General features: G+C 73.3%; 8 protein-coding genes. 4 read left to right on the top strand and 4 right to left on the bottom strand.

Annotated elements, in window-relative coordinates:
• The first annotated feature begins 25 nt into the window (after nucleotides 1-25).
• The 4 genes from I596_RS15670 to I596_RS15655 all read left to right on the top strand — a co-directional run bounded on the left by I596_RS15670 (nucleotide 26) and on the right by I596_RS15655 (nucleotide 7,405).
• A complete protein-coding gene (locus I596_RS15670) occupies nucleotides 26-1,186 on the top strand; it encodes an acyl-CoA dehydrogenase family protein (protein WP_067650057.1) in 1,161 nt (386 codons plus the stop codon).
• 78 nt (nucleotides 1,187-1,264) lie between these two features.
• Nucleotides 1,265-3,667 carry a winged helix-turn-helix domain-containing protein gene (locus I596_RS15665; RefSeq protein WP_067650053.1) on the top strand — a complete coding sequence of 801 codons (2,403 nt, stop codon included), beginning with the start codon at nucleotides 1,265-1,267 and terminating at the stop codon, nucleotides 3,665-3,667.
• A 180-nt stretch (nucleotides 3,668-3,847) separates the two neighbouring features.
• The gene (locus I596_RS15660) at nucleotides 3,848-5,248 is read left to right on the top strand and encodes a Kelch repeat-containing protein (RefSeq protein WP_067650050.1); all 1,401 of its coding nucleotides are present in this window, start codon (nucleotides 3,848-3,850) and stop codon (nucleotides 5,246-5,248) included.
• A 126-nt stretch (nucleotides 5,249-5,374) separates the two neighbouring features.
• Nucleotides 5,375-7,405, top strand: coding sequence for a bifunctional diguanylate cyclase/phosphodiesterase (locus I596_RS15655; RefSeq protein WP_067650047.1), 2,031 nt, complete (start codon nucleotides 5,375-5,377; stop codon nucleotides 7,403-7,405).
• A 22-nt stretch (nucleotides 7,406-7,427) separates the two neighbouring features.
• Here the strand turns inward: I596_RS15655 and I596_RS15650 are convergent, their stop codons facing one another.
• The 4 genes from I596_RS15650 to I596_RS15635 all read right to left on the bottom strand — a co-directional run bounded on the left by I596_RS15650 (nucleotide 7,428) and on the right by I596_RS15635 (nucleotide 13,247).
• Complete coding sequence (locus I596_RS15650) at nucleotides 7,428-8,351, bottom strand: transglutaminase family protein (protein WP_067650044.1); 924 nt, start codon at nucleotides 8,349-8,351, stop codon at nucleotides 7,428-7,430.
• A 3-nt stretch (nucleotides 8,352-8,354) separates the two neighbouring features.
• Complete coding sequence (locus I596_RS15645; RefSeq protein ID WP_083965645.1) at nucleotides 8,355-10,883, bottom strand: circularly permuted type 2 ATP-grasp protein; 2,529 nt, start codon at nucleotides 10,881-10,883, stop codon at nucleotides 8,355-8,357.
• A 79-nt stretch (nucleotides 10,884-10,962) separates the two neighbouring features.
• Nucleotides 10,963-12,696 (bottom strand): DUF2207 domain-containing protein, encoded by a 1,734-nt coding sequence (locus I596_RS15640; RefSeq protein WP_067650041.1) that lies wholly within the window; start codon nucleotides 12,694-12,696, stop codon nucleotides 10,963-10,965.
• A complete protein-coding gene (locus tag I596_RS15635) occupies nucleotides 12,693-13,247 on the bottom strand; it encodes a LemA family protein (protein ID WP_067650038.1) in 555 nt (184 codons plus the stop codon). The genes I596_RS15640 and I596_RS15635 overlap by 4 nt, the downstream gene beginning before the upstream one ends.
• Between the last annotated feature and the right edge of the window lie 18 nt (nucleotides 13,248-13,265).

The following is a 13,265-nucleotide window of genomic DNA, read 5'->3' as shown; positions in this document are numbered from 1 at the left end:
GCGTCCTTTTTTCCAGGGCGTCCCCATGGATTTTCGTTTCAGCGAAGACCAGCTTTCGATCCAGTCCATCGCACGCGAGTTCGCGCAGAAGCGCATCGCGCCGATCGCGGCGGCCTTCGACCGCAGTGGCGAGTTCCCCCTCGAGACGATCCGCGAGATGGGCCAGCTCGGCCTGATGGGCATCGAGGTGGCGCCCGAGTACGGCGGCGCCGGCATGGACACGGTGGCCTATGCGCTGGCGATGATGGAGATCGCCGAGGCCGATGCCGCCCATTCCACGATCATGTCGGTCAACAATTCGCTGTTCTGCAACGGCATCCTGAGCTACGGCAGCGAGGAGCAGAAGCAGAAGTACGTGCGCGCGATCGCCTCCGGCGAGGCGATCGGCGCCTATGCGCTGACCGAGCCGCAGTCGGGCTCGGATGCCTCGAACATGCACACCCGAGCGGCGCGCAACGCGAACGGCGACTGGGTCATCAACGGCAAGAAGAGCTGGATCACGTCCGGCCCGGTGGCCAAGTACATCGTGCTGTTCGCGATCACCACGCCGGGGATCGGCGCCAAGGGCGTGTCGGCCTTCATCATCGACACCGGCCGGCCGGGCTTCCACGCCGGCAAGACCGAGCCCAAGCTCGGCATCCGCGCGTCGGCCACCTGCGAGATCGAGCTCAACGAGTACGTCTGCCCGGCCGCCGACCTGCTCGGCAAGGAAGGCAAGGGCTTCGGCATCGCGATGGGCGTGCTCGACGCCGGCCGCATCGGCATCGCCTCGCAGGCGGTCGGCATCGCGCGCGCCGCCTACGAGGCGAGCCTGGTCTACGTGCGCGAGCGCAAGGCCTTCGGCCACGCGATCGGCTCGTTCCAGATGATCCAGGCCAAGATCGCCGACATGAAGTGCCGGCTCGACGCCGCCACGCTGCTGACGCTGCGCGCGGCCTTCGCCAAGACCGAGGCGGCGCGCACCGGCGGCCGCTTCAGTACCGAGGCGTCGATCGCCAAGCTCTACGCGTCGGAGACGGCGATGTTCGTCGCCCACCAGGCGGTCCAGATCCACGGCGGCATGGGCTACTCCAAGGAGATGCCGCTGGAGCGCTATTTCCGCGATGCCAAGATCACCGAGATCTACGAGGGTACCAGCGAGATCCAGCGCCTGGTGATCGCGCGCAACGAAAGCGGCGTGCGCTGAACCCGCGGCCGGCCCGCCCTGCCGGCGGGCCGGCCGCGCGCTTGACACTCCGCGCACGCGCGACGTATCAACCGTCGCATGTCTGCTGACCCGGTCTACGCATTCGGCGATTTCCGCATCGACATCGCCACGCGGCGCCTGGTCCGCAGCGACGGTGCGGCGGTCACGCTGCCGAACCGCCTGTTCGACTGCGTCGCCCACCTGATCGAGCACCGCGGGCGCGCGGTCGGCCGCGACGAGCTGATCGCGGTCATCTGGGGGCGCGAGGACGCCGGCGACAACCTGCTCGGGCAGCTGATCGTGCGTGCACGGCGCCTGCTGGACGACAGCGGCGACCAGCAGGAGGTGATCCGCACGCTGCCGGGGTTCGGCTATCAATGGGTCGCGCCGACACAGCGGATCGAGCCGGGCCGGACCGTCGCCGCGTCGCCGCGGGCGCTGCCCTCCGCCGTGGCCGACACGGCCGCATCCGCCACCGCCAGGCCCAGGTGGCGCGTGCATGCAGGACTGGCCGCGACGGCGGTGCTGGTCATCGGCGCCGGCGCCTGGCTGCGGCCCGCGCCCGCTCCGCCGCCGCCCGCGGACGAGGCCGCCCAGGCGGTGGTCGCGTCGGCGGCGATGCCCCGGCCCGACTTGGTCCTGCCGGCGATCCTGGTGGCCGACGCCGCCCAGGATTGGCTGCGGCTCGGTGTCATGGCCCTGGTCGGCGAGCGTCTGGCCGAGGCCGGGCAGGCCGTGGTGCCGAGCGACAACGCGGCGGCGCTGACGCGCGGACTGGCGATCGACGAACTGGCGCCGGCGGATCATGCCCGGCTCGCCGCCGCGGCGGCGGCGGGGCGCGTCGTGTCCACGCGCATCGAGCCGGCCGGTGCGGGCTGGCGGGTCCGTCTCGCGGTCGTATACGGCGCCGAGCCGCTGGAGGTCGCCGCCGAGGCGGGCCAGGTACTCGACGCCGCGCGCGACGCGGCCGACCGCCTCGCCGCCCGCCTGGTGCCTTCGCCGCCGTCAGCTCCGGTTCCGGCGCGCGACGCGGCGCTCGATTTCGTGCTCAAGAAGGCCGAGGCGATCTTCCTCGGCGGCCGGCCCGATGCCGCGGCGGACCTGCTGATGGCCGCGCGCGATGCCCATCCGGATGCGCCCGAGCTCGACATCCAGCTCGCCGCGATGGCGTTCCGGGCCGGCCGCTTCGAGCAGGCCGAGGCCGGCTTCGCCGCACTGGCCGAGCGTGCCGCGGTGCAGGACGCGCCGGTGCTGCGCGCGCGTGCGCTGATCGGCCTGGCGAACCTGGCGCTGGTGCGGCGGGATACCGAGGCGGTTCTGCAGCGTTCGCAGCAGGCGATCGACCTGCTGGAGACCGCCGATGCGGGCGCTGCGGCACTGGGCAGCGCCTATCACGGCCGGGCGATCGCCGCCTCGTTGCAGGGGCGCTACGAAGCGGCGTTCGCCGACTACGCCCGCGCGCAGGAGATCCACGCCGGTGCCGGCAACTGGCTCGACGCGGCACGTGTGGATTCCAATTTCGGCATCGCGCTGCGCCAGCAGGGGCGGGTGGAGGAGGCGCTGCCGCGGCTGCAGCGCACGGCCGACCGCCTGGCCCTGTTCCAGGCGGTCGACGACGAGATCGTCGCGCGGGTCCATCTGGCGACCACCCTGCTCGATCTCGCCGATCCGGTCTCCGCGCTGGCCGAGGACGGCCGTCTCGCCGCGCTGGCCGAGCGCAGCCGGTGGCCGCACCTGCGCACGTCGATCGAGCTGGCGCGCGCGGAAGTGCTGATCGCCAACGGACGCCTGCGGGACGCCCAGCCGCTGCTCGAGCGCGGTGGCCAGGGCGCCGCCGACGGGCCGCTGCCGAACCGCTACCGCGTTCACTCGATCGCCGCGCGCTATGCCTGGAGTCGCGGCGAATCCGGACTGACGCGGCGCGAAATCGATCAGGCACTCGGCGTGCTGTGCGAGGCCGACGCCTGCGCCACCGGCGACGGGCGCGACCTGGCGTACCTGCACCTGCTGCGCGCGCGTGCCGTGCTGCCGGGCGACCGGCCGGCCGCAGTGGCGATCCGCGCGCAGCTGGCGAGGCGGTTGGCGGAACCGGCCTATGCGACGGTCTATCTGCACCTGATCGACGCCGACCTCGCGATCGCCGCCGGTGATGCCGCCGCGGCCGACCGCGCGTTCGAGGCCGCATCCGCGGTCACCGGCGCGATCCCGATCGATCGCGAGCGGATCGCCGAGGCCTACGTGCCGTGGCTGATGGCGCACGGTGCGATCGACCGGGCCGGCGGCGTGCTCGCTGCCCTGGGGCCGCTGCCGCAACGCAGCTTCACCGCGGCGCTGCTGGAGCTGCGCGTGCTGCGTGCGCTCGGCCGGCCGGCCGCCTGGCGCCGCAGCCTGGATCGTGTCATCCGGCTGGCCGGTGAGCGCGACGTCCCCGAGGAACTGCGCCGGCCGGATTTCCTGGCGCTTTCGGGGGCCGCGTCCTGATCGCAGGCGCGTTCTTCCGGTCTCCTTGAAGATCAACGGCTTGCCGCCGCGCAATGCCGATCATGCGGTGATCTAGCGCAACGCGAATGCGCCTGCGGCCGGCCGTGGCGTATCCAGTTCACGGCCCGCACGCCCTCGATCGCGCCGTCCGGCGCCTCACGTCCATTGGGAATATCGTCCATGCGCTTCCGAAACGTTCCAGGTCCATTCCTACTCATCCTCGCGCTCGGCGCCGGCCTGCCGCCCGCAGCCGCCGGCGGCTTCGTCGCCACCGGCACGATGGTCACCGCACGGCAGAAGGCGGTCGCCACGCCGCTGGCGGACGGCCGGGTGCTGATCACCGGCGGCCGCATCAGCCCGGCCGCGGCGTCCAAGACGCGCAAGGCCGAGCTCTACGATCCGGCCACCGGCACCTTCACGGCGACCGGCGACATGCTCACCGCGCGCCAGGACCACACCGCCGTGCGGTTGGCGGACGGCCGCGTGCTGGTGTTCAACGGCGGCGACCTGTTCGCGCCGCTCAACGACGTGCCGCCGACCCTGGCGGAACTCTACGACCCGGTCACCGGCACCTTCACGGCGACCGCCGCGCCACTGGTGGAGCGTGACCTCGCGTCGGCGACCCTGCTCGCCGACGGACGCGTCATCGTCGCCGGCGGTCGCGGCTGCAATCCCTGCGCGGACCTCGGCGGCGGCGTGTTCACGCTGCGCGACACGGACGTGGTGGAACTCTACGACCCGGCCACCGGCCAGTTCGTCGCCGCGGGGACGCTGAGTTCCTCGCGTGGCCTGGCGACGGTCACGGCGCTCGTCGACGGCGGCGCGGTCGTGATCGGCGGCAACCGCGAGGAATTCATCGACGACGGCGGCGCGGTCACGATCGTCAACCACCCGCTGGCGACCGCCGAGCGCTTCGATCCCGTCACCGGTGCGCTGGTGCCGCTGGCCGGCACGATGGCCACCGCCCGTGCCGGGCATGCAGCCGCCGCGCTGGCGGACGGCCGCGTGCTGGTCGCCTACGGAGCGCTCGACGCGCAGCAGACGCTCGTGCCGGCGGCCGTCGAGGTCCTCGATCCGGCTGCCGGGACGTTCACCGCCGTGGGCACGCCGGTTCCCGATCGGCCGATCTTCGGCCTCGCCGTGACCCTGGCCGGCGGTTCCGTGCTGTTCGCCGGCGGCGACGGCGGCCTGGCGGCCTCGGCGGACGTGTACGACGTCGCCGGCGGCACGCTCGCCGGCGGGCTGCCGATGCTGAGGAAGCACCTCTACCATGTGGTTGCGCCGCTGCCGGACGGCCGTGCGCTGGTCGCCGGGGGCCTGGACCCGGACAACCCGCCTGTGCCGCGCGGCGGAGCACAGCTCTACGATCCGGACCTCGTCCCGGATCCGCTCTTCGCCGACGACTTCGAAGCGCCGCCGGTGCATCGCGTGGCGGCCGAATCGGGTGCGCCGGCGGGCAGCGACTGTCCGTTCGCGCTGCCGGCCGCCGTGCGGCGCGGCGCGTCCGGCGTCGTCGAACGCCTGCTCGTGCGGACGGCCGACGGGCGGATCTGCAGCGTGCACTACGTGCCGGAAAGCTGAACCACCGCGCGCCCGGCGCCGGCACCAGGACCGTGCGCCGGTTCGCAAAACCGCCCCATCGGTCTCTTTCCCGGTGGCCGGATTTGCGTATACATGCCATTCGTTGCTGGCGGCGACGGAGCGGACATGTCGGCATGGGAGGAAGTGGCGTTGCGCCCGGCGACGGCCGGGCCCGCGCAGGCGCGGACCCGGCGCCGCGGCTTGCGCGCCCATCTGGCGATCCTGGTGGTGATCGCCCTGCTGCCGGCCCTGGCCGCGATCGCGATCGCGGTGTGGCGCGCCGGCAGCGCCTACCACGCTGCGTCCCGGTACCAGCTGCTCGCCTCGGCCCAGGTGATGGCACGCGCGGTCGAGAGCGAGCTGGCGGCCAATGTCGAAGTGATCGCGACCCTGGCGGCCCCGGCCGCCCGGACCGACGATGCGACGGTTCCGGCCCGGGCCGGCCTGGCACAGATCGCCGAGCGCTTCGGCGGCCGGCTCGACCTGCACGCCGCGTCCGCGCCGGCGGCGCCGCTGCCCGAACCGCTGCGCGGCGCCGTCGCGCAGGCGGCAGACGAAGGCCGCTGGGTGGTGTCGGACCTGTTCGAGGCCGACGGCGCGGTACGCCTCGGCGTCGCCGTCCCGTACCCGGACGGGGACGGTCGCGACGTCCTCGCGCTGACGGCACGCCCCGAATACCTGGTGCGCGCACTGCGGCGTGCCGGCAGCGTGCCGGCACAGACCCTGGTGGCGATCACCGACGGCCAAGGCCGCTTGATCGCGCGCTCGCGCGATCCGGATCGCGCGGTCGGCCGGACGGTGCCGGACTGGGCCGCACTCCAGGCGGTGGGCGGCGCCGCAGGGGTCTTCGAGGCCCGCGCGGTGGAAGGCGCACCGGTGATCTTCGGCTTCCGCGTACTGGCCAATACGCCGGGCTGGGTCGTGGTGGTCGGCGAATCGCGCGACGCCTTCGACGCACGCTGGCAGGGACCGCTGCTGGGACTGGTCGCCGGCAGCGCCCTGGCGATCCTGCTCGCCCTGCTGCTGGCGATCATCGCGGCGCGCTGGATCCTGCGGCCGGTGCAGGCGCTGGCGCGGCGCGCCGAGCATGTCGCCGGCATCCGGCCGGACGTGGTCGAGCCGCGCGAACTGGTGTCCTCGGTCGCCGAGTTCGAGGCGCTGCGCGAGAGCCTGGACCGGTCCGAATCGGCGCTGCGCCACCAGGCCGAGGCCGAGCGGCTGAACGCGGCGGTGCTGATCGCCAGCGAGCGCCGCTATCGCGCGCTGGCCGAAGCGGGTGCCTTGGTGCTCTGGCGGCGCGCGGTCTCCGGTGCGGTGACCGCCGTCGCCGGCTGGCAGCCGCTGACCGGGCGGCCCGACGCCGCGGCGATCGGCGACGGCTGGCTCGAACAGGTCCACCCCGAGGACCTGGCATCGGTCGCGCAGCGCTGGGAGCAGGGCCGGGCCGCGCGCAGTCCGGTCGATGCCGAGTTCCGCGTGCGCACCGCCGACGATCGCTGGCTGTGGGTACGCGCGCGCGGCGTGCCGGTGTCGGGCGAGGACGGCGAGGCGGAGGAATGGGTGGGCGTCCTCGAGGACGTCGACAAGCGCCGGCAGGAGCAGGAGCGGCTCGCGCACCTGGCGCTGCACGATCCGCTGACCGGACTGCCCAACCGCGCTCAGCTCGCCGACCGGATGCGCGTCGTCATCGCGGGGGCCGCCGACGGCCGCCGTGGCGCCTTGCTCCTGCTCGACCTCGACGGCTTCAAGGAGGTCAACGATACCCACGGCCATCCGACCGGTGACGCCCTGCTCTGCCTCGCGGCCGAGCGCCTGCGGGCGCTGGCCGGCGCGACCGACGTCATCATCCGGCTCGGCGGGGACGAGTTCGCGATCGTGCGTTCGCACCCGCACGCCGGCGCCGATGACGGGCGCCTGGCCGAGGCGATCATCGACTCGCTCGGCGCCCCCTACGAACTGGACGGCTGCCGGGTGGTGATCGGCGTCAGCGTCGGCATCGCGCCGATCGTCCGCGGGGACGAGGACACGAGCCGGTTGGTGCGCGAGGCCGACGGTGCGTTGTATCGCGCGAAGGCGGCCGGTCGCGGCCGCTACCGGGTCGTCGAGGCGGCCGCGGGCACGTCCGGCGGCGAGGCGACGCCCGGCGGGCATCCGTAGGCGGGCACGCCCGGCGCGGGGCTCAGCCGAGCGGCGTCATCGTCACGCGCACGTCGAGTTCGTGGGCGCCGCCGCCGAGGATCACGCCGCGCAGCGGCGAGACGTCGCCGAAGTCGCGTCCCCAGGCGACGGTCACGTGGCCCAGATCGGGCAGGACGTCGTTGGTCGGGTCGAAGTCGATCCAGCCCTGTCCCGGGCAATGGACCGACACCCAGGCGTGCGAGGCATCGGCGCCGATCAGGCGCGGCTGGCCGGGCGGCGGCGTGGTCAGCAGGTAGCCGCTGACGTAGCGCGCCGGCAGGCCGAACGCACGCAGGCAGCCGATCATCAGGTGCGCGAAGTCCTGGCAGACGCCGCGCCGCTGCGCGAGCACGTCGAGCAGCGGCGTGGCGACCTGGGTCGCCTCGGTGTCGAAGCGGAACTGGCGGTGGATCGCGCTCATCAGCCGGCGGACCGCGACCAGCAGCGGCGTGCCGGGCGCGAAGCAGTCCCGCGCGAAGTCCGCAAGCTCGATGCCGGTGCGCACGAACGGCGAGTCGGCCCGGTAGCGGTAGGCTTCCAGCGCGGCGGCATCGGGGACGCGGCCGGCGCGATAGGCGTGGTGGTCGGCCACCGCCTCCCAGGCCGGCGACGCCGCGGGGTCGCCCGGCAGCGTCCGCGCGCGGATCTCCACGTCCGATTCGGCGACGGCCAGCAGCGTGCGATGCGGCTGGTCGATCTCCAGGCGAACCAGCGGATTGCCGAAGCAGTCCGTGCTCGCATGCCGGTAGGTGGGCTGCGGCTCGACGCGCAGCGCATGGCGCAGGTTGCGCTGCCAGGGGCAGTCGCGCGGCGCCAGGTGCGCCGTCTGCCGCGACATCGACACGGTGCTCGAATAGCGGTACTCGGTCTCGTGCACCACGCGGTAGCGGGCGTGGTCCGGCCGCGGTCGGGTCCGGGCATTCATGGGTCAGGCCGACACGGTGGGCTGGCTGACGTCGACGTGCGCGAAGTGCCGCAGTGCCAGCTCGTCGGATACCTCGCGCGCGATCGCGGCGCTGCCGGCCAGCAGGTCGGCGATCGCGTCGCCGGCATCGGCGCGCAGGCCCTCGCCGAACAGCGATTCTTCCAGCGCGGACAGGTCGCAGGCGCCCAGGCGGCCGGCGACCGCCGCGAAGCGCTCGGCGCAGCGGCTGCCGAACTCGGCGTCCACGCTGCCCAGCTCGCGCGCCAGTTCCAGCGCCTGGAACACCACCGAATGCGGATTGGCGGGATCGCAGACGATCAGGTCGAGCGTCGGGATCAGCTGCGGCGGCGACAGGTAGCGCATGCGGTAGGTGATGATGCTGTCGGCCAGCTCGAGCAGCCATTCGAGCGTTGCCGCGTCGGCCTGCGGCCGGTGCCGCAGCAGCCAGGCCGTCACGTCGGCGACGAACTGCAACCGCTCGATGCGCCGGCCGATCACCAGGAAGCGCCAGCCGTCGTCGCGGGTCATGTCGTCGAACGCGAAGCCGGCCAGGGCCGAGGTGGCCATCAGCACGCGGTTGAGCAGGTCCAGCGTCTCGCCGAGGTCGGCGCGGTCGCGCGTCAGCGCCTGCGTTTCGCGCTGGATCTCCACCAGGCCGCGCCAGTTCTCCTGTGACAGGCGGCCGCGCACCTGCGCGGCCGACCAGAACAGGCCCGCCAGCACGCTGGCCAGGCTGTTGGGCGAGGACGTGTCGGTGACGGCTGCGAACAGCGCCTCGCGCACCGGGCGATCCGCCGCGACCAGTTCCAGGTGACGGCAGGTGTCGAGCGCGGCGGCCAGGGCCGGCGTGGTGCCGCCGGCGGTCTCGACGTAGCGGGCCAGCACGACGCGCAGCAGCCGCGTCGTGTCCTCGCTGCGCTCGGCGTAGCGGCCGGTCCAGAACAGGTTCTCGATCAGCCGCGACGGCAGGAACTGGTCGCGGCGGATGATGTCGCGCGCGCCCAGCGGCCGCCGCTGCGGCGGTTCGGCGCCGGCGGCGCGGGCCGGCGCCAGCACCCAGGTGTCCTTGCTGCCGCCGCCGCGCTGCATCGACACCACCGGCGCGCCGGCCTTGGCCGCGATGCGCGACAGCGCACCGGGCATGACCTGGTAGCCGCCGCCGGGGGTGGCGACCGCATAGACGCGCAGGCTGATCGCGCGCGGGACGATCGCGCCGCGTGCGTGCTGGCGCTGCCAGACCGGGGCCTGCGACAGCTGGACCAGTTCCTGCGCGACCCAGTGGCCCGGTGCGGCGGCGATGCGGGCGCGCAGTTCGTTGAGGCGGCTGCGACCGAGTTCCGGGCCGAACAGCGGATCGGCGCGGCGCGCCGGGAAGGCCGGCTTGACGACCAGGCGCTGCAGCTCCGCCAGCGCCTCGGCGCAGACCGGCGGCTCGCCGCACCACCAGGTGGCCACCGCCGGCAGCGCCAGCGGCTCGCCCAGCAGCCGCTCGCAGACCGCGGGCAGGAAGCCGAGCAGGCCGGGCGACTCGAGCACGCCGCTGCCCAGTGCATTGGCGACCAGCACGCGGCCGGCGCGCACGGCGGCCAGCAGGCCCGGCACGCCCAGCGCCGAATCGTCGCGCAGTTCCAGCGGGTCGCAGAAGTCGTCGTCGACGCGGCGCAGGATCGCGTGCACGCGCCGCAGGCCGCCGAGGGTCTTCATGAAGACCGTGTCGGCGCGCACGATGAGGTCCTGGCCTTCCACCAGCGGCATGCCGAGCAGGCGCGCCAGGTAGACGTGCTCGAAATAGGTCTCGTTGAAGCGGCCGGGCGTCAGCAGCACGACCAGCGGGCTCTCGCCGGCAGCGGCGGGCGCGAGCTGCTCCAGCGTGGTCTGCAGGGTCCGGAAGAACCCGCCGATGTCCTGCACGCGCAGGTCGCGGAACGGCTCGGGGAACGCGCGCGAGATGATCTGCCGGTTCTCCACCGCGTAGCCGGCGCCGGACGGCGCCTGGGTGCGGTCCGCGACCACCCACCAGCGGCCGTCCGGCGCGCGCGCCAGGTCGGCGGCGTACAGGTGCAGGTGGCGGCCGCCCGGCGGCACGACGCCCTGGCAGGGCCAGAGGAAATGGTCGTGGCCGAAGATCAGTTCCGGCGGCAGCAGCCCGCCGGCGAGCAGCGTCTGCGGGCCGTACAGGTCGGCCAGTACCCGGTCGAGCAGGCGCGCGCGCTGGGCGATGCCGGCTGCCAGGGCTTCCCAGTCGTCCGCTTCGATGATCTGCGGCAGCAGGTCCAGCTCCCAGGGGCGATCGGCACCCTTGGCATCGGCGTAGACGTTGTAGGTGACGCCGTTCTCACGGATCTGCCGCGCCACCAGGTCCAGGCGGTGGCGCATCTGGGCCGGCCCGCTGCGCTCGATGCCGGCCATGAAATGGCCCCAGTGCGGCCGCAGCTCGCCGTCCGCGTCGAGCAGTTCATGGTGCCGCGCCGGGTCCAGCTCGTAGTGGCCGAGCAGCGGCGAACGACGGACGGCGGCGTCGGGAGCGATCATGCAAGTGCGGGCGGCCGGCGGATGACGCGGAAAGAATGACGATCGCTCCCGCCGGGAGCAAGCGTGGCGGTGGCGCGGATCAGCGGCCGCCGCCGCCCCCACCACCGCCGCCGCCACCGGAAAAGCCGCCACCACCCGACGCGCTGCCGGGCGGTGTCGACGCCGAGGCGATCGTCGCGCTGAGGCCGGTGCCCAGCGCCTGCGTGAAGCCGGCCGGGTTCATGCCGTGGTGCCCGTGGTACCAGGCGATGGCGCTGGTGGCCGCGGCGGCGGCGGCGGCGCCGACGGCCTGGGTGAACCGGCGCGTCCAGGCTTCCTCCACGTCCAGCGCCACCGCATAGGGCAGCAGGTGCTGGTAGCGATCGGCGTCGAGCGCCGGTGCCGGCGGACCTTGCAGACCGGCCAGTTCGTCGCGTTCGGCCACGCCGAGGTAGCGGCCGAGACCCTCGATATGGTCCAGCAGCTGCCGCCCGGCCGGCGTCGGCGCATGCACCAGAAAGGCGAAGCACAGCGCGACCGCCAGCATCGCGGCGGACAGCGCCATGATCAGCGGGATGCCGCCGCCACCGGACAACGCGAACGCCAGTACCGTGGCGGCGATCGCGATCAGGAACGCGACCACGATGCTGGTGCCGTTGCGCACGAACAAGGCCGGGTTGAACGCCTGCTCCAGCGCCTTGCCGTGCGCCGTCCGCGCGCCCTGCAGGCGCGAGGCGTTCTCGCTCTTGAGTTCCAGGTGGTCGCCGTCCTTGAACAGCGCCTCGGCCAGCGCGGCCTGGGTTGGCGGCAGTGGGGCGGTACCGATGCGGACGAGCGACCAGCCCTCCTTGTCGTCCGCGGCCGGCTGCTGGTCGATGCGCAGCACGCCGGCCACCGCCAGCTCGAGCACGCCGGCGCTGAAGCAGCGCGTGTCGTAGGCCATCTTGCGCATGTAGCGCAGGGCGGCGGCAGGCTGGTCCGCCGGCGGCTCGTAGCGCGCGATGATGACGCCGGGCTTCGGATCACGGCCGACACGCCGCCAGCGCAGCACGCAGTAGCCGGCCAGGACCAGCAGGCCGGCCAGCGCGATCAGCACGCCACGGTTGTCGCGGAAGAACCAGCCGATGCGCTGGTCGCGCGTCGGCTCGGCCAGCAGGCCCTTCGGGAACGACAGCACGACCGTGAACCCCTCGCGCGGTGCGAGCGGGGCGGTCAGCTGCCAATGGGCGGTGCCGGGTGCCGGCAGCGTGGCCTGGTAGGCCTGGCCCTTGGCGCCTTGTGCGCCGGTGAAGCCCTCGGCGCGCAGCCGGTCGGTCGGGACCGGCTGCGGCAGCCGGACCTCGACCTGGCCGCTGTCGATCGGGAACACCCAGCCGGTGCCGATCGCGTTCCAGTACAGCTCGTCGTGGTCGGCGAAGAAACCGATCTGCCGCGAGGTGCGGTAGCGCAGCGTGAAACGGTGCACGGCCGGCCGCTCGATGAAGGCGTCGCTGCCGGTGTTGATGCGCAGGCCGTTGGCCTTGCGCTTGATGAACCACGGTTCCTCGACGCCGTTGCGCTCGACGCCGAGCATCTGGAAATCGACGACGACGCGATTGCCGTAGCGATCCTTGTAGCGGGTCGGGAAATCGCGGTAGATGCCACGGTTGATCTGGTCGCCCTCGGCGCGCACGGTGATGTGCTCGGTGACCGTCAGGTCGCCGTTCGCCTCGATCTGCACCTCGCTGTCGTAGGCGAGGATCCGTTCGTCGGCCTGGACGGTCGCGGCTGCCAGCGCCAGGCCGGCAATGCCGGCGAGGAGCCGGACCAGGACGGCGTTGCATCGGGTCTTCATCGCGATACCTCCACCTGCACGGCCGGCCGTTCGTCTTCGCGCGCCTGGTAGAACTCGCCGGCCGCGAAGCCGAAGCCGCGCGCGACCAGGAGGTCCGGCGCGCGCTGGACCGCGTCGTTGTAGTCGCGCACGGCGCCGTTGTAGTAGCGCCGTGCGTACTGGAGGTGCTCTTCCACGTCCACCAGGCCCTGCTGCAGCTGCATGAACTGCTCGCTGGCCTTGAGGTCCGGATAGGCTTCCTTCAATGCCAGCACGCGGCCGAGCGCCTGCTCCAGCGCGGCCTCGACCGAGGCCAGCCGTGCCGGGCTGCGCAGGCCCAGCGCCTCGCCGCGCAGCGTGGTCACGGCTTCCAGCACGCTCCGCTCGTGCGCGGCATAGGCCTGCACCGCCGTCACCAGCTGCGGCACCAGGTCGTGCCGGCGCGTGAGCTGGACGTCGATGTCGGCCCAGGCATTGCGCATCTGGTTGCGCAGCCGGACCAGGCGGTTGAAGACGAGCACGGCCCACGCCAGTGCCGCCGCCACCAGGATCAATCCGATCGTCGTCGCCATCGTTTTCCTCGCGGCCGC

The sequence above is a fragment of the Dokdonella koreensis DS-123 genome, assembly GCF_001632775.1.
GTDB classification, from domain to species: domain Bacteria; phylum Pseudomonadota; class Gammaproteobacteria; order Xanthomonadales; family Rhodanobacteraceae; genus Dokdonella; species Dokdonella koreensis.
The sequence above is the reverse complement of the archived record's forward strand: the minus strand, read 5'-3'. Positions and strand labels throughout refer to the sequence as shown.